At 43.9% G+C, this 15,595-nt stretch carries 18 protein-coding genes; 11 read left to right on the forward strand and 7 right to left on the reverse strand.

Annotated elements, in window-relative coordinates:
• Positions 1–6: 6 nt before the first annotated feature.
• The gene (locus K0625_RS12725; protein ID WP_220110040.1) at positions 7–372 is read left to right on the forward strand and encodes a YkvA family protein; all 366 of its coding nucleotides are present in this window, start codon (positions 7–9) and stop codon (positions 370–372) included.
• A 40-nt stretch (positions 373–412) separates the two neighbouring features.
• Here K0625_RS12725 and K0625_RS12730 read toward each other — a convergent pair whose 3' ends face one another.
• Positions 413–1,354 carry a cysteine hydrolase family protein gene (locus K0625_RS12730; protein ID WP_220110041.1) on the reverse strand — a complete coding sequence of 314 codons (942 nt, stop codon included), beginning with the start codon at positions 1,352–1,354 and terminating at the stop codon, positions 413–415.
• Between the two features lie 89 nt (positions 1,355–1,443).
• On the opposite strand from K0625_RS12730, the gene K0625_RS12735 reads away from it, so the two are divergent.
• The 3 genes from K0625_RS12735 to K0625_RS12745 all read left to right on the forward strand — a co-directional run bounded on the left by K0625_RS12735 (position 1,444) and on the right by K0625_RS12745 (position 4,547).
• Positions 1,444–2,355, forward strand: a complete 912-nt coding sequence (locus K0625_RS12735; RefSeq protein WP_232847076.1) for a LysR family transcriptional regulator — start codon at positions 1,444–1,446, stop codon at positions 2,353–2,355.
• A 66-nt stretch (positions 2,356–2,421) separates the two neighbouring features.
• Positions 2,422–3,006 (forward strand): hypothetical protein, encoded by a 585-nt coding sequence (locus K0625_RS12740; protein WP_438944503.1) that lies wholly within the window; start codon positions 2,422–2,424, stop codon positions 3,004–3,006.
• A 563-nt stretch (positions 3,007–3,569) separates the two neighbouring features.
• Positions 3,570–4,547, forward strand: coding sequence for a transposase (locus K0625_RS12745; RefSeq protein ID WP_220110043.1), 978 nt, complete (start codon positions 3,570–3,572; stop codon positions 4,545–4,547).
• Positions 4,548–4,923: 376 nt separating this feature from the next.
• On the opposite strand, the gene K0625_RS12750 is transcribed toward K0625_RS12745, so the two are convergent.
• The 5 genes from K0625_RS12750 to K0625_RS12770 all read right to left on the reverse strand — a co-directional run bounded on the left by K0625_RS12750 (position 4,924) and on the right by K0625_RS12770 (position 9,594).
• The gene (locus K0625_RS12750) at positions 4,924–5,271 is read right to left on the reverse strand and encodes a hypothetical protein (protein WP_220110044.1); all 348 of its coding nucleotides are present in this window, start codon (positions 5,269–5,271) and stop codon (positions 4,924–4,926) included.
• 13 nt (positions 5,272–5,284) lie between these two features.
• Complete coding sequence (locus K0625_RS12755) at positions 5,285–5,848, reverse strand: lipid-binding SYLF domain-containing protein (RefSeq protein WP_220110045.1); 564 nt, start codon at positions 5,846–5,848, stop codon at positions 5,285–5,287.
• Between the two features lie 111 nt (positions 5,849–5,959).
• Positions 5,960–8,008, reverse strand: coding sequence for a S9 family peptidase (locus tag K0625_RS12760; protein WP_438944502.1), 2,049 nt, complete (start codon positions 8,006–8,008; stop codon positions 5,960–5,962).
• A gap of 139 nt (positions 8,009–8,147) precedes the next feature.
• Positions 8,148–9,053 carry a hypothetical protein gene (locus K0625_RS12765; protein ID WP_220110047.1) on the reverse strand — a complete coding sequence of 302 codons (906 nt, stop codon included), beginning with the start codon at positions 9,051–9,053 and terminating at the stop codon, positions 8,148–8,150.
• A gap of 157 nt (positions 9,054–9,210) precedes the next feature.
• The gene (locus tag K0625_RS12770) at positions 9,211–9,594 is read right to left on the reverse strand and encodes a nitrous oxide-stimulated promoter family protein (RefSeq protein ID WP_220110048.1); all 384 of its coding nucleotides are present in this window, start codon (positions 9,592–9,594) and stop codon (positions 9,211–9,213) included.
• A 474-nt stretch (positions 9,595–10,068) separates the two neighbouring features.
• Here K0625_RS12770 and K0625_RS12775 point away from each other — a divergent pair, with 474 nt between their 5' ends.
• The 6 genes from K0625_RS12775 (at position 10,069) to K0625_RS12800 (ending at position 14,268) form a co-directional block, all read left to right on the forward strand.
• Entirely contained in the window at positions 10,069–10,908 is an 840-nt protein-coding gene (locus tag K0625_RS12775) for a hypothetical protein (RefSeq protein ID WP_220110049.1), read from the forward strand.
• 92 nt (positions 10,909–11,000) lie between these two features.
• Entirely contained in the window at positions 11,001–11,300 is a 300-nt protein-coding gene (locus tag K0625_RS12780) for a hypothetical protein (protein ID WP_220110050.1), read from the forward strand.
• 58 nt (positions 11,301–11,358) lie between these two features.
• Complete coding sequence (locus K0625_RS12785; RefSeq protein WP_220110051.1) at positions 11,359–11,652, forward strand: DUF3630 family protein; 294 nt, start codon at positions 11,359–11,361, stop codon at positions 11,650–11,652.
• On the forward strand, positions 11,649–12,653 hold the full coding sequence (locus K0625_RS12790) for a serine/threonine protein kinase (RefSeq protein WP_220110052.1): 1,005 nt from the start codon (positions 11,649–11,651) through the stop codon (positions 12,651–12,653). Before K0625_RS12785 ends, K0625_RS12790 begins: the two co-directional genes overlap by 4 nt.
• A 148-nt stretch (positions 12,654–12,801) precedes the next feature.
• Positions 12,802–13,413 (forward strand): thiol:disulfide interchange protein DsbA/DsbL, encoded by a 612-nt coding sequence (locus K0625_RS12795; protein ID WP_220110053.1) that lies wholly within the window; start codon positions 12,802–12,804, stop codon positions 13,411–13,413.
• Between the two features lie 642 nt (positions 13,414–14,055).
• A complete protein-coding gene (locus tag K0625_RS12800) occupies positions 14,056–14,268 on the forward strand; it encodes a DUF1107 domain-containing protein (RefSeq protein WP_012323049.1) in 213 nt (70 codons plus the stop codon).
• 30 nt (positions 14,269–14,298) lie between these two features.
• Here the strand turns inward: K0625_RS12800 and K0625_RS12805 are convergent, their stop codons facing one another.
• A complete protein-coding gene (locus tag K0625_RS12805; protein WP_012323050.1) occupies positions 14,299–14,502 on the reverse strand; it encodes a cell division protein ZapB in 204 nt (67 codons plus the stop codon).
• A gap of 276 nt (positions 14,503–14,778) precedes the next feature.
• On the opposite strand from K0625_RS12805, the gene K0625_RS12810 reads away from it, so the two are divergent.
• Positions 14,779–15,567, forward strand: a complete 789-nt coding sequence (locus tag K0625_RS12810; protein WP_232847077.1) for a DUF1223 domain-containing protein — start codon at positions 14,779–14,781, stop codon at positions 15,565–15,567.
• The last annotated feature ends 28 nt before the right edge of the window (positions 15,568–15,595 follow it).

The raw sequence follows: 15,595 nt of genomic DNA on the forward strand, positions 1-15,595 counted from the left end.
CTTTCGATGAGTGATAATTCAGATAATTCAGATAATTCAGATAATGCGGTAACTGATGGCTATAGCGAAGAGGGCTTCTGGCTTAAGGTGAAGCAGTTTGCTGTGAAAGCGGGACGAGAGGTGATCGATAATGCCTTGTGTTTGTACTATGCAGCGAAAAGACCTGATACCCCCAAATGGGCTAAGACGATTATTTTCGGTGCGCTTGCCTATTTTATTACGCCACTGGATGCGATACCGGATCTCACGCCTATGGTTGGGTTTACCGATGATCTTGGGGCATTAGCCGCGGCACTGGCGATGGTGGCCATGTATGTGGATGACACAGTTAAAAACCAGGCTGCAGAAAAGAGCGCAGCCTGGTTCGATTAAGCCCAACTCTACTCAGTTCAACTGAATTAAGGCATGCGAGTTAAGCGTTATTTTTTAACCATTGGGTCGATGTGATGGCTTTTGCACCGCCAAATGAGAGAGATAATAGATTCGCGGCAACTAACTGCTCCCCACTGAACTGATCATCGCCATAGGTTAGAGATGGCGCAGCAATAGCATCGCTTATCACTTCGCAACTATAGCCCTTGTTCACTGCACTGCGAGTGATGGTTTGCACACAAGCTTGGGCCATAGCGCCAACTATCACTAGTTTATCAACTCCTAACTCAACTAAGGTCTGCTCAAGAGAGGTATCGATAAAGCTGTCTATCTGATGTTTGACCACAAGGGGCTCATCGGCCAACGGCGCGACGCTTGCTTCAATCTCTACTCCTGGGGTATTGGCGGTAAAGAAGGGGGCATTGTCATCTTCAAAAATATGCTGAATATGGATCACTGGCAGCGCATTTTTTCTAAAATGTGAGAGTAAGGTTTTTGCGTGTTGGGTGGCAATGTCAGTGTTATCTAGTGGAAAGCGCCCACCTGAGAAGTAGTCGCTTTGTAGGTCGACAAGTACCAGAGCGGTTCGCTTGTCCTCATCAAGTGGTGCGGCGAGCTGAGTTAGTACGCTAAAGTCATCCTCCTCTAAGTACCACTGACCATCATCATTTAGTGTCCATAGCTCCTTACTGATAAAACCGCTGGCAATATTCATCGACCAGTTGGCAGACAAGATAGCTTGCTTATCGCTGAGCACTTTAATCTCTACATTGCGATAAACCAGTTTAGTTGGGCCGCTTTTAGCGAACTCACTCCAAAACCCTGCTATCGCCTCAATGCCGTTGAAACGACCAAATGGAGAGACCTGCATGATCGCCTCTGCTTGGTAACGCTCTATACAGGCTTGCACATTACCTTGATTAAAATTCGCTACCCACTCACGGCTCGCTTGCATAACTGATTGACGTACTGATTGACTCATGATGTTTCTCCGATTAATTCATTTGTTTTCCTATGGCGAGCAGTTTATTGTTATTTCATCTCTTAATAATTAGCCTGATGGTGAAATAAATGTTCATAAAAAATGAACAAAGGCGATTGGCATATCAGATGTTGGTATTCGATGAGGTGATCAAGAGGGGCTCCTTTACAGCAGCAGCGGAATCTTTAGGTCATACCAAGTCGGCGGTTAGTCAGTATGTGAGCCAATTGGAGGGGGATCTCGGTGTTAGGTTGCTTAACCGAAGTACTCGACAGCTAAATTTGACTGTTGTAGGTGAGCAGTTAGCGCAGCGAAGTGAGCAACTGTTGGATCTACTATCGACAGCGGTTGAAGAGGTGAGGTCTCAAGAGCAGGCACCATCAGGTCGTGTTGCCATCACTGCTCCCCACGCGTTCGAGTCGAGCTTAATTACTCCTATCGTCGCTCAACTTTGTCAGGAGTATCCCAAGTTAGTACCGGAGCTGAATTTTAGCGATGAAAGACTAGATCTGTTACAGGCAAACTTGGACATGGCTATCTCGGTAGGGCCGCAAAAAGACAGTGCTTACCACGCCATAATGATCGGCAGGTTAGACAGTATTTTAGTGGCATCTCCAACGTATTTAGCAAAAAACAGTGTTAACGATAAAGAGCTAAATCTACAAAATATTGTCACCCTGCCTTGGCAGCAGCAAGCAGTACTTGAGAATCAGCAAGGGAAAAGGATTTTGTTTAGCAGTGATAAACAGTTCAGGGTGAACACCTCTATCAGTGCGATCAATAGTGTGAAGTGCGGTGTTGGTATCGGCCTGATGCCCTCAATCTTCGTGCGTGAAGCTCTCAACGCAGGAGTGCTGCAGCGAGTACTGCCTGATTATCAAGGAGAGGTTCGAGATGTTTTTGCGCTTCACTCTTACCAGCAACAACTGCCTTTGGTATTAAGGCGGTTTGTGGAGCAGTTAAAGCTGGCCTTTAGTCGGGTAAGTGCTGGAAAAATTTAGTGGTGAGTTTCAGTTTAAATTTATTCCTTTGTGGTAATCTTTTTGATCAAATTGATGGAGAAGATAATTAAAATGAAAAAATACCCACAGATTTTGGCCCTCTCTGCGACCTGTTTTGCGCTGCCTGCTGCGGCAATAACAGCTGAGCAGAGTGCTTTTTTTGATAGCATCGCCGCCCATTGTGGTAAGGCCTATGAAGGCACTGTCATAGGGGCTACTTCGGCAGATTCATCCTTCAGCGGTAAAAAGCTGGTTATGCATGTACGTGAGTGCAGCGACAATGAGCTTAAAGTGCCGTTTCATGTGGGTGACGATCACTCCCGTACTTGGGTTATCACTAAGACTCAACACGGACTTCATTTAGCTCACGATCATCGCCATAAAGATGGCAGCGAAGATAAGGTCACCCTGTATGGCGGCATGACAGCGACGATGGGCAGTGCAACTGAGCAATCTTTCCCTGTCGATGCCTACTCCATTAATAACTTCAGAGAGAACGGCTTAGATGTGTCTGTCACTAACGTGTGGCATATGTATATCAAACCACAAGAGTTTACTTACCGCCTAACACGCGAAAACCGTGATTTTAGAGTTGATTTTGACCTCTCCAAACCGGTTGACTTACCGCCGGTACCTTGGGGGCATAAGTAACTTGCCTTTGAATGAAGGCTGATTACATTTTCTATGTGTTAGCCGTCATCCTGAACTAGTTTCAGGATCTAGCTTGTTGGCCTTCAAATGAAGGTTAATTTCATTTCCTATTTATTAACTTTTATCTGAATTGGTATTTGGTTAGGTTATTGAAGCTCATATCTTCATTGTTATCTATCGCCTACAGCGGGGTATGTGCAGTTACTTCTACGAGACGCCACTAGCACATCCCTGTGGGCTTTACGGCAGCTTCCATGCTGCCAAAACTCGTAGCCGCATCTACACCTGCTGATTTTAAGCAAGAGTATCTCTTCGATTTTGACTTATCTGGGTAAACCGCTAACACGTAAAGCTTTGGCTATAGAAAAGCTAATATGAGAGGTTTTTGCATAGTCTATAAGTTACGCCAGTCCTATCTTTGCCTGTCCTATCTTTGATGACATAACACCTCTTTACAAAAGGAAATAAAGAGGACAGGAAATAAAGAGGACAGGCATAGTTAATTACGTAAATTCCACACCTCCTACTAAGCTTTAGTTATCGGTAACTAGTAGGAGTTAACCATGCCTCGTCCCAGAAGAACCCAGATAAGTATTGAAGACACGCCTTGGTACCATTGCTGCTCCAGAGTGACTAGACGTGCCATGCTGCTAGGGGATGATAAATTCACAGGTAAAAACTATGACCACAGGCGTGATTGGGTCGAATCCCAGTTACTGAAATTAGCGGGGGTGTTTGCAATTGATGTTGCTGCGTATGCCGTGATGAGCAATCATCTACATGTCGTGCTTTATATTGACATTGAAACAGTGAATAGATGGTCAGATAGAACGGTAGTTGAGCAGTGGCATAAGCTGTTTAATGGTACTGAAATTACACAAAATTTTGCTAAGGGTGAAGTGATAGAAGAGCACCAAGTGGCTAAATTAAAATACCTTGTTGCCACTTACCGCTCAAGATTGTGTGATATTAGTTGGTTTATGCGCTGCCTTAATGAGCCGATAGCAAGAAAAGCCAATATCGAAGATAACTGCACAGGCCATTTCTGGGAAGGTCGCTTTAAAAGCCAAGCCCTGCTTGATGAAGCCGCTGTATTAGCTTGCATGGCTTATGTCGAACTCAATCCGATTAGAGCCAAAATGGTTGATACACTTGAGAATTCAGACCACACCAGTATACAACTTAGAGTTAATGCTGCGTTGAAAGGTGAGCAACCCACTAAGTTACTCCCTTTTATTGGAGATGAGCGGCTCAATCAGACCAAGGGAATAAATTTCGCACTGAAGGATTATCTAGAGTTAGTTGATGAAACGGGTAGAGTTATCCGTGATGATAAGCGCGGCTCAATATCTAAAAGTTGCACAAAGATACTGACGAGATTAAATATTTCATCAGACAACTGGATAAAACTGACCTCAGAGTTTGGGGAACTGTTTCATGGCCCAGTAGGGGAAACACAATCGTTAACACGCTATTGTGAGCATCTTCAAAAACGTCGACGGCATTTCTCAAAAAGTTGTCTGCACTTTCAAGCTGATTAATCTATTTAAATAACCTCAGCAGCTAAAGAGTCCATGGCAAATAGCATGGATGAATTCTCCACATTTAAAATTCATCATTCCAGCACTAAAATCACTATTTTCAGTCATATACCAGCTTAAGAATCTACTTCATAGAGTTAGAGAAGCTTTTGTGTCGTAAGAATATTGAACATCGACAGTAGAGCCGTTATGTTGTTGATTAATAATGGCTGGCTAGATTTATCTTCCGCACACTCAGTGAGCCGCAAGCTATAGATAAAACTGAAATATTGGTATGCAGAATACTGGCAAGTATCAAATCAGCCCACTGAAACGAAGCTAGAAAGATACCTTCAACTTGTTATCCGACAAGTTATCTCACCTTGTTCGCGCCAAACTATTCACCTTTACCCCAATAGAGATAAAGATACTCGGTGGGCATTTTGAAGATGACGCCATCTGGACTGAGCCCTGATTTTCGGTACACCCAGTTGCCATTTTGGTCCTCAAATGTACCTATATAGGCCTCGTCAACTGGAGCTAAATTATAGCTGATCCCATCGTCCCGATTGATACTGATGTAGCCTTGTCGCTGCGAGAAGGTACAAGGGGTAGAAGTGAGCAGCTCCCCTTGGGGTTTATCATAAATATCACAGCGCGATTGCATTGTATCTGCTTGTGATGGCGTTGCTGTAACACTGAGTAATACCGCAAACCCTGAGAGATAGATATGACTTAGCTTCATTGAACTCCCTCTCTTATTTCTCTTCAAAGGTAAATGATTGTCCAGCTAGAGCAGCTTCAAACATTAAGCCACCTTTAGCCATGGTGTAGACTGCCATTCCATTGATGTATGCTGCCTTTGCCGCCTTTCCTCCGGCACCGCTCGAGTTACCAGTAGTGCCAGCTTGGGCGTTAGCGCCTATATTGATGGCGACAGCAGATGCTTGAGCACCAAACTCGAAACTGCCACTGGTAAACTCTTCATAGGCTTTGGCATTCTTAAAGAAGATGATTTCACTGTATGCTTGTCCGCCAATCTGAAAGCCTAGGGAGATCTGTGTCAGACTGGTGTCGCCTGTGTAGCTTTGATTACGAAATACCTGCCCTTTACCATAGGCTGCGCCTATTCCTAGGCCACCTTTGCCAACGGTTGGAAAAATGGCATAACCATAGGCGTTATCGAAAAACTTGTGTGTGTCGCTGGCCTGTTTGAATTTGGCTATCGTGTCTGAGTACTCATTATCGGCAAGGGCGGCCTGAGTAAACATAAGGCTGGCTGCCAGAGAGAGTGTTGAGATAAGACGTATAAGCTTTTTCATAATGGACTCCGGTTTTACACGTTAACTGTATATGAGCATACTTATCAAAAATGCAAAAAGCGCTTTTTACGGCGCTTTTTTACAAAGTTGTCAGCTTAGGTTCAGTTACCCTTAACCTGAGATTTTTTCACCTAGCACATAGTGGTTGAACCATTTTTGATCCCACTCCATCTTTGCTTTTCTGTGCTGATACTTACTTAAGCCATGCCCCTCGCCTGGATAAACCACTAGCTCTACAGGTACATTGAGATAGTGTTTTAGGGAGCGATATAGGCCTTGAGCATGGCCTAGTGGAACACGCTGATCGTTTTCACCGATATGGATTAAGGTTGGTGTTTTTATCTTATCTGCGTAGGTCAGAGAGGAGCCGTGATTGTAAGCTTCAGGTTTCTCCCAAGGCAGACCTTGCATAAAGTTCACCACGTGACCGGGAGTATCCTCAAGCATCCACTGCAGGCGTTGATCGAAAACGCCTGCGCCAGAGCTGGCAGCTTTAAATCGGTTATTGGTGCTGATTAGGGCATTGGTGAGATAGCCACCGTTACTCCAGCCCATAACGGCCATCTTGTCTCCATCGACGATCCCCTCTTTAATTAAGTGGTCGACACCCGCCATAATATCTTTGACTTCGATATCATGTTCACGACCAACAAGCTGGGTTAAGAACTGATCGCCGTAACCCGTTGAACCGCGATAGTTAGGGGATAGAAGTGCCCAGCCGTTTGCGGTGAAAGTTGAGCGTCCATAGGATCTATGCTGTAGCGCGTAGGGGGTCGCAGAAGTTGGGCCACCGTGGATCTGGACTATCAGTGGCAGCGGGCCATCCTCTCTCTTATAACCTGCTGGTAGGTCTAAAATACCTTCGATAATCGCGCCATCGGGAGCTGTCCATTTGACGATAGAGATCTGCGGTAATTTCCAATTATCCACTTGAGGATTGATGTTACTCAAGCGTTTTGCTTTGGCACGTTTGCGATTGGCATCGGCAATAAACATGTCGGAGAAGTGATCTAAACCGTTGTGACTAAATGCGACTGTTTTGCCGTTCTGGCTAAAGCTGTAACTGCCGATCACCATGTCGCCCTGGATAACGTTGCGAGTCCTGCCCTGTTCTCCATCATCAATCTCGGTACATAAGAGCTTTACGCGTCCATGATCGGCACCTCGGTAACAGATCTCATCACTGTTGGGGCGCCATTTGATATCGCTTGAGTTTAGGGTGACGTCACCTGAGCGTTTGAGCTCCAGTGAGGGGGCGTCCGTTTTATCGGTGTTGGCAATAAAGAGCTTACCAGGGTGACCATCAAAGTCGATTCTAAACGCAAGCTCAGTATTGTTTTCCTGCCATGATAAACCCAGTAACCAGCCGTATGGAGAAGGGGCTTCATCTCGCCATTGTGTGTCTACAAGTGTGGAATTCGTTGCCGTTTGAGTGTCGAATATTTCGATGTCCGACCAACCCTCTAGGCGAACTAGTTCGTTATCATCTGTGGTGATACGGGCAATTTTGCTTTCATCACTATTGACCTTAAACTCCCAAACCACCTTGTCATCATCGAGCAGTAACTTTTGCTTAAAGTGTTGTAAGTCTAGCTGGTAGAGTGGATTTGTTTTACGCTCGCCATGACCATATTTAGGTGCTGAATGTGACGAGCGCATTGAAGCCCACTCATCCTTATCTTTGACGGTTTTGCTGGTTAAAAAGTAGAGGCTATTCCCGTCGTGGCTTAGCTGAAAGCGGTTAACACCCTCGACCTCTTTGGTCATAGGTTGGCTATCACCTGTGTTGACTGAGAGTCGAAATACCTGGGCTTTTCCATTGTAGGGAGCTTTCGCTTTATCCTGTTTTATCTTTCCAAGGTAATAGATGTATTGTCCATCAGGACTCCACTGAGGGCTGGACTCGCTCTCATTGGTAAAGGTCATACGTTTGGATTGACGTGTTTTAGTATCGATTAACCAGAGATCGCGCTGACTTTTATCTAACTCTTTATCCCAGCGAGACTCAAGCCAAACCGCTTGCTTGCCGTTAGGACTGAGTTGAACATTGGACATGCCGCCAATATCGAAAAAGTCGTCTGTGGTGATGTCGTGTGTTCTTTGTGTTGCTGCGATTGATGCGCTTGATACAAATGTACTGGCTGTTATGACTGCCAGCATACTAAAACTGCTTAGCTTCCCCATGATGGTCCCCCTCCTACTATATTATTAGCAGACACAATAACTTAAAATTAAAAGGGCTTAAATGAGATGAGGGAAAAAGGGTGAGTAAATTTGTTCACCTTGTAGGAAAGTGAGGCTAATCAGGTTTGTGGCCCTCTTTTTTGTCATCTTTCATCAGCTGATTAAGGTAGTTGAGTTCCTCTGAATTTAATAGTTGGCTACTGGCTTTGATTGGAGTTGACACCCTGTTGTTAGCGTAGGTGAGCTTGCCTCTTAAGTAAGCGGCTTTGGTTATCTGTTTAAGGCCGTAAATCGCGAGAACATAGACAGTGAGCAGAAGCAGAAGTCGAGTCATGGCCTGAGTCATTTCGGAGATCTGATCGCCAAGATAGAAGGGAAGGATCACCAGCAGTGTCCTCACTAACCAGTTACATACCATGGCGAAGGTGAGTACCAGTAACCAGCGAAACTTTATATCTTGTAGGCTCTCTTGATGAGCTTTATGTGATCGCCCCTTGTACTTTTTTAGCATCTGAATAATTAGTACAAAATAGATAAAAGTTTGAATCGATAGGATACCGGGAAGCAGGGTTCCTAGTGCTCCTATATGGGTAAATGTCAGTCTACTTGATTCAGGTATGTTGCTTAGTTGAACCGTAAAGTGTTGGTTGATGATTGAGGTGATAAGTACGGCGATCGCAACAATGAGTGCCAGGTAAAAGTGTTTAGAGAGCTTTATATCACGCCTGATGTTATTCAAACTTCGATAGCAATATAGGTAGAGCAGCGGCATCAAGAGAAAGTAAACCGGAATAATAAGGGTAAAAACAAGGTGAATAGGAGCAGGTGAGTTGTCTCTATTAAGCATGCCGGTAAAAAAATACAGCCCCATTAAGCTAAAGATACTCCCCAATAACTTGTGATTACCGTTACCTTCACGGTAGATATAGCGCACATAGAGACCTAAACCTACGCAGTGAAGGCCACCGAGTAGGGAGAGCCACCAATATCCTTGTGAGAAAAAGCTATTGAATTCATTCATAACAATTCATTGTTATGGTAATGGCTAGTCAGAAGCAAGAGTAGTGAGTGAATTTTCATCAAATATTTGGAACTGCTATCGACAGAAAAGTTCCCAAGCGTAAGTTGAGCAGATATACAAAGCATCACTAAGGTTAATAGTGTTAAATGCTTGAGGTCTATTTTGCTTTTCTTAAATGCCGATTTGATGCGTGGACAGGTGGTTTACCTGGGGCTGCTTTGCGTTCGGCGAGTAGGTGGCGTATGGCCATAATTGGATGTGGAAGCAACATTCTTGGGCCTGCGAAGATCATGATCTCTCTGGCTTTGGCTTTCATATGTGGCTTATAGCAATGAACGGGACACTTATTGCAGGTAGGTTTGTCTTGTCCATAGGGGCAGCGATCGAGTCGGGTATGGGCATACTCTAAAAAAGTTTGGCAATCTTCGCACTGTTCAATAGAAGCGGCATGTTGATGTGCTTTGCAATAGATCTGTACCATAGCGCTCATGGTTTTATATTCGTAGAGTAGCTTGCCGTCTAGTAGCGCTTGTTCTGTCATCTGTGTCTCTACTTCATTGCTCAAGTTCTTAACACCATTTTAGACGAATGACTGGCAGAATCTATGAAGGTGCGCACAGAATGTAGCTTTAAAACTATGAGGTGATATCTCTCGTTTTGTTAATGTCGATTCCATTAACAAATTAATACCTTATTGATCCCCATCAAACGTCCTAGTTAGGTATAATACTCCGATATTTATCTCGGTTTCTGCGGTTTTCTTTATCGGTATTGTTATAAACCTCAGTAGAACTCTCTTGTTTTGTTGAAATTTTTAATCGGATACTCTCTTACTGAAACAGGACCTGATAATGATAAAACAGAGGTTTTTGGGATGTTGAAATAAAAAATCGGATAAACACTTGATTTATAGCAAGAGAATGAATTAATAATACTGGTTACTAGTTGTACATTTATGTACATAAATAACATAATCAGATTTTTAGAGTTAGCAGAAAATTATTGGTGGATGACAATGAAAGTTATATTAATTTTGTTACTCGTTTTTTTAGGCGTTTACCTTTATATGCGAGCAAAACGACTGGCAGAAAAAGAGCAGGAAGTGGCTAAGCCAGTTGAGAAAGAGATCCACGAATCGACTGCTGTTGAGAAGAAAGCAACAGAGGAGGTTAGCGTTGTAGATGTTGTCGATACCTCTGTGGCTGATAAGGTTGAGACAGTCGAGGAAGTTAAGGCGGATGTGAGCGACGAGCAGAAGCTAGAAACTGCTAATACAGAGGCGTCTCAAGATGAGGTGGCTATTGCTGTGGCTTTGCCGGATGTTGACCCTGCAGAGCCAGAGCCAGAGCCAGAGCCAGAGCCAGAGCCAGAGCCAGAGCCAGAGCCAGAGCCAGAGCCAGAGCCAGAGCCAGAGCCAGAGCCAGAGCCAGAGCCAGAGCCAGAGCCAGAGCCAGAGCCAGTTAGCGCAGCAACCGACGAGTCGTGGGCGAATGCTAAGTTAGCGGGCTCTTTGAAAGAGTACCGTAGCTCGTCGGATAGTGCTATTCAGCATTCAGCGCTACTTGCAGCCATTGCTGAGTGTTATAAACAGCGTAAACAAGCCGAATATGCAAGTTATGGTGCTGGATTAACGCCAGAATATGTTGAAGTATTTGCATCGCTTAAGTCTCCGTCCAATGAGAAGGGGGTTGGCTTTATGCACCTTTCTACCTTGCTTAACGACACGGGAATGTTCGATAAAGCCATTGAGGTGTGTCAAAAAGCGATAACTTATGGTTTGAGTGATGGCACTGTGACAGGGTTTGAGGGGCGTATCAGCCGTATCGAGAAAGCCAAAGCGAAAGCAAACAAGTAACTCATTTACCCAAGTGGGTATTAGTATAAAATAGGGCGAGCTTAGGTTCGTCCTTTTTATTGGTTACCGTTTTACGGCATGTTGGAGTCTTTATGCGTTTAGTGTTACTGGGTTTCTTGCTCTCTTTATTGACCGCCTGTACTCAAAATCCTGAGTGGACCCTATTTTATTATCCCGATGAGCCGCAGATCCCGGCAGATGCTGAGTTAAGCGAGCATATCTCAGGCTATTATGGCACCTCAGAGCAATGCTTACTCAAAGGCGCTGGTATGGTGAAATTGAGTAACTCAGGTATAGGTAGTTACCAATGTGGCCACTTGTGCGTCGCAAAAGAGCAAAATGGCTTAAGTTGTCAAACCTACCTAGATTCATTAATTCCTACGTCAGACTGAAAAGTTTAATTTCCATAACTCATTCAAATTTATATCTGTATTTTAAGAGATCTCATTAATGAAGTTACAGTCTATCTCGCTTGATCCTACGTCGAAGAGCTTATCTATTGTGGCTAATATCGACTTTGAAGCTTTTGAGCTTTTCGCTGAGCCACTGTCGAGGGCGATAGATGCCAGAGTGATAGAGCGTCAATGGGGGGCTGATAGGCATCAATGGTTACTGGATTTTGAAGGAACTCAGATACAACTCAACTATGAGTTTTACGGAGATATCTGCTGGTTGTCAGTGGAGCGAGATGATGAATTTGAAGTGCTAGAGTTTCTCGCTAGCCTGCTGGAGAGACAAAGATGAATCAAGAACAGCAAGGGGCGGGGTTTCATTACCAAGCATTAACGCCTGATCTTATTTTAGATGCGATTGAGAGCTTAGAGATCTACCCTGAAACAGGTCTATTGCCCCTAAATAGCTATGAGAACCGGGTGTATCAGTTTCGTTGTGATAATGGTGTTCGTTATGTGGTGAAGTTTTATCGCCCGGAGCGCTGGAGCAATGAACAGATACAGGAGGAGCATGACTTTTCTCAGGCGCTATTTGATGAGGAGGTACCAGTTGCTACACCTGTCATTATCGGTGGCCGTTCATTACATGAGTATCAAGGCTTTAGATTTGCTCTCTTCCCCTCTATTGGTGGTCGATCCTTTGAGGTGGACAACTTAGAGCAGCTTGAAGCGACAGGTCGCTTTATTGGGCGTATTCATCAATTTTCACGGCAGGGGAGTTTCCAACATCGAGACTTAGTTAATCCTCAGGTGCTGGGTGATGAGTCTCTGCTTTGGTTAAAAGAGTCGGGTCATGTTCCTAGTTCCTTAGTTTTGCCCTATTTCACCATTGTCGAACAGGTGTTGGACAGGTCGAAAGAGATCTGGAGTCAGCAAAACCCTAAGCAGATACGCCTTCATGGTGACTTGCATCCGGGAAATATCCTCTGGACACCTGACGGCCCAGGTTTTGTCGATCTTGATGATGCACGTACAGGGCCTGCAATTCAGGATCTGTGGATGATGATCACAGGTGATAAACCACAGAAACTGCTTCAGTTAGAGATATTACTCGAGGCTTATGAGGAGTTTTGTGAGTTTGACCCTAAAGAGCTAAAGCTGATTGAACCCTTAAGAGCGATGCGAATGTTGCATTATAACGCTTGGCTCAGCCGTCGCTGGGAAGATCCGGCTTTTCCAATGAACTTCCCTTGGTATGGTGAGGAGAAGTATTGGGAGCAGCAGATCCTCTCATTTAAGGAGCAACTTGCTGTACTGGACGAGCCTGCATTGAGCTTAATTCCGGGGTATTAACCGAGAGCTGATATTGAGTGAGATAGGTATAACTCTCATTTTGTAACAGAAAAATGAACTAATGCGCTTGAGGTAGACTCGAAAGAACATTATCTTATTCGCAAATTATTAAAAACCATTTAGCGTTTTGCGCAAAAAAGGAATCATCATGAAAAAAGCATTACTGATTGCTCTGGCCCTGTTAACGGCTCCAATGGCAGCATTGGCTGTCGATTACAAAGAGGGTGTGCATTACACTGTGATCAACCAAGGCCCAGCCACTGCTAAACCGGAAATTACTGAGTTTTTCTCATTTTATTGTGGCCACTGTTATAACTTCTCTAAAGTTCAAGTACCGCAAATAAAGGCTAACTTGCCTGAAGGTGTCGTGTTTAAGCAGAACCATGTTGAGTTTATTGGCAGAGAGATGGGTACTGAGATGTCACGTGCATTTGCTGTTGCTCATCAGCTGAAGGTTGAAGATAAGATTGAGAAAGCCATTTTTGCAGCTATTCATGATAAGAAGCAGCACTTCACCAACCGTGATGATGTACGTAAGCTGTTTATCGCTAATGGTGTAGAGGGTAAAGATTTCGATGCTGCAGCCGACTCGTTTATGGTGAGTGCTCAGATGTCACAGATGAAGCGCGCTACTGAAAACGCTCAGATCTCAGGTGTTCCCTCTTTAGTGGTTAATGGTAAATACCGTGTTGAAACCGGTGCTATCAAATCTTATGACGAGCTACTGGATATCGCTTACTACCTAACTTCGATGAAGTAAGCTTTAGCGTTAAACATAAAGGAGCCTAACGGCTCCTTTTTTGTGTCTGGAACACTTATGCCAAAGCCCAGGGATGGAGCGCTTTGGTGTTTGTACATGGCAGGAGATGTTCCTACATCTCAGTGCATTCCTATCACTGACCCATAGGGATATGGGAAATGTCTTTAAAGCGAATGGAGCGCTTAAGACCGTGATAGTCAGGGGACTTATCCCTTGGGCTGGGTACCAGAAATAGTTCCTACGACTTCCACTGCGTCATAGAGATGAACGAATAAAGGCTGGACTAAGGGATTAACATGAGGGGGGGGATGGAATTTGGAGGAAGGCTTTATTGAAAATAAAAGCAAAAAAAACCGTATTCCCTGGTCGCAAGAAATACGGCTATTGAGCCATGAGGCTCAGTTTTACCCTGAGTAACAAGACTAACTTAACAGGCTGTCAATTTGTTGGCAAGTGTCAATGTTATTTGTTTGATTAGCTATAAGTCTGATAGACAAAATTTTTTTGAACTTTTATACGATTGGTTTCAAATATTTACAATTATAAACATTTTTTAATGCAACTCTCATGGTAAAACACCTGTCAAATACTGAAGTATTATCCATAATTAATTAAGAATAAAAGCGGTAATAGGAGGCCTATGTGAGAGTTTTTCCTGTCTATGCACCAAAGCTTATCGTTAAGCATGCACGTATATTTTTGTCTGGGGTGATCTGGGTGAAAGATCTAGGTCGATTAGAGTTCGACAAGGGGAGGTTTTTACTTCCTAGAAAAAGCTTACCTGAGGTGAAGCAAGCTGTGATTGAGCTCAATGATCTCATTGAGGCTCAAAGTAGCGAAGCGAAGATAGCTTAGATCTTCGCATTCGTACAATACTGAACTTATTTAGTTCACTTCTTCGTTGAGCAAGCCAACGAGTCCGGTTACTTTCTCGTTCCAAGAGTTGAGATCTTGACTCAGTTGTTGGTTTTGCTCTGCCAGACCGATACTCTTCTGTTTCTCTTCCTCAAGCTCCATTTTTAGTAGCTCAATTGTTTCAAGTGCTGTCTGGATTTTTGTCTCCAGTTTGGACAGTAATTCAAGGCTCATGGGAGTCCTAATAGTTTCTGGATGGTAACTCTGATTCTATCAGTGCAAGTACAGTAGTGAACAGTTAATTATGCTGAGTAGGCAAAAAAAAATCGATAATTTAGCTGAGATTTCATTATTTTTGTAATTGTTATTAAGTCGTTAGTATTCCTCTCTTTATCTCCCTATTATTCCCATCATTTTTACTGTTTTGTTCCGTTAGTTTTCGCTTCTATTTTCCCCGACTTGAATACTTGGGGCTCTTTTGTAGGTCTCTTGCTTAAAGAGGAGAGGTCTATGATGCGTTTTTCAGTTTTGTTACTCATAATTTTTAGTTGGGGCTCCTATGGAGAGCAGAGCTTGGTTGATTTTAAAAAGCAGAGCAAAACGACTCAGCCATATATTATTGAGCTCTATACTTCTCAAGGTTGCAGTAGTTGCCCACCTGCAGAAAGCTGGCTTTCAGGGTTTATTGAGCGTGACACCCTGTGGCAAGAGTACTTTCCTTTGGCTTTTCATGTTACCTATTGGGATTATATCGGTTGGAAAGATCCCTTTGGTCAACGTGGGTTTAGCCAGCGCCAATACGATCATCTCAATGCTAAAAATACTGGGCAGGTTTATACCCCACAATTTGTTATTAACGGTGAAGAGTGGCGTGGCTGGTTTGCTCGAGATCTACTGCTTGGTTTTAATCGACAGGAGCAGGAGGTCGGGGTGTTGAATGTGACAGTTAGCGAACAAACACTTAAGGCAAGCTTTCTGGCGGCTAAGAGAGTAAAAAGTGACTCTCTGAAGTTACATATAGCGCTGGTTGGTGTAGGGCTGAACACGTACGTAAGAAAGGGGGAGAATCGTAACGTTCGTTTGCTGCATAATTTTACCGTGTTAGAACATCAGGTTTTTGAACCTAGCGGCCTTACAACTCGTGGAAATGAACTGTTTTTTTCCGGTGACGTTGCAAATTTTAATATGCAAAAAGGCAGTCCAGAGAGTTTGGCGCTGGTAGCTTGGGTAGAGCAAGAGGGAAAAGCGATTCAAGCCGTGGGAGATTGGTTATCGACGGAAGTCGTACTTAACCCATAAAAAAAGCCCCTGACGGGGCTTTGTTGTC

The sequence above is a fragment of the Shewanella nanhaiensis genome (assembly GCF_019457885.1).
GTDB lineage: Bacteria > Pseudomonadota > Gammaproteobacteria > Enterobacterales > Shewanellaceae > Shewanella > Shewanella nanhaiensis.

What these genes read in the sequence shown, in the direction of transcription:
- K0625_RS12760 (WP_438944502.1), bottom strand. Translation starts at nt 8,008, where the DNA reads ATGCTGGCAGTCATAACAGCCAGTACATTTGTATCAAGCGCATCAATC.
- K0625_RS12725 (WP_220110040.1), top strand. Translation starts at nt 7, where the DNA reads ATGAGTGATAATTCAGATAATTCAGATAATTCAGATAATGCGGTAACT.
- K0625_RS12780 (WP_220110050.1), top strand. Translation starts at nt 11,001, where the DNA reads ATGCGTTTAGTGTTACTGGGTTTCTTGCTCTCTTTATTGACCGCCTGT.
- K0625_RS12790 (WP_220110052.1), top strand. Translation starts at nt 11,649, where the DNA reads ATGAATCAAGAACAGCAAGGGGCGGGGTTTCATTACCAAGCATTAACG.
- K0625_RS12745 (WP_220110043.1), top strand. Translation starts at nt 3,570, where the DNA reads ATGCCTCGTCCCAGAAGAACCCAGATAAGTATTGAAGACACGCCTTGG.
- K0625_RS12730 (WP_220110041.1), bottom strand. Translation starts at nt 1,354, where the DNA reads ATGAGTCAATCAGTACGTCAATCAGTTATGCAAGCGAGCCGTGAGTGG.
- K0625_RS12785 (WP_220110051.1), top strand. Translation starts at nt 11,359, where the DNA reads ATGAAGTTACAGTCTATCTCGCTTGATCCTACGTCGAAGAGCTTATCT.
- K0625_RS12795 (WP_220110053.1), top strand. Translation starts at nt 12,802, where the DNA reads ATGAAAAAAGCATTACTGATTGCTCTGGCCCTGTTAACGGCTCCAATG.
- K0625_RS12765 (WP_220110047.1), bottom strand. Translation starts at nt 9,053, where the DNA reads ATGAATGAATTCAATAGCTTTTTCTCACAAGGATATTGGTGGCTCTCC.
- K0625_RS12750 (WP_220110044.1), bottom strand. Translation starts at nt 5,271, where the DNA reads ATGAAGCTAAGTCATATCTATCTCTCAGGGTTTGCGGTATTACTCAGT.
- K0625_RS12805 (WP_012323050.1), bottom strand. Translation starts at nt 14,502, where the DNA reads ATGAGCCTTGAATTACTGTCCAAACTGGAGACAAAAATCCAGACAGCA.
- K0625_RS12755 (WP_220110045.1), bottom strand. Translation starts at nt 5,848, where the DNA reads ATGAAAAAGCTTATACGTCTTATCTCAACACTCTCTCTGGCAGCCAGC.
- K0625_RS12775 (WP_220110049.1), top strand. Translation starts at nt 10,069, where the DNA reads ATGAAAGTTATATTAATTTTGTTACTCGTTTTTTTAGGCGTTTACCTT.
- K0625_RS12735 (WP_232847076.1), top strand. Translation starts at nt 1,444, where the DNA reads ATGTTCATAAAAAATGAACAAAGGCGATTGGCATATCAGATGTTGGTA.
- K0625_RS12770 (WP_220110048.1), bottom strand. Translation starts at nt 9,594, where the DNA reads ATGACAGAACAAGCGCTACTAGACGGCAAGCTACTCTACGAATATAAA.
- K0625_RS12810 (WP_232847077.1), top strand. Translation starts at nt 14,779, where the DNA reads ATGATGCGTTTTTCAGTTTTGTTACTCATAATTTTTAGTTGGGGCTCC.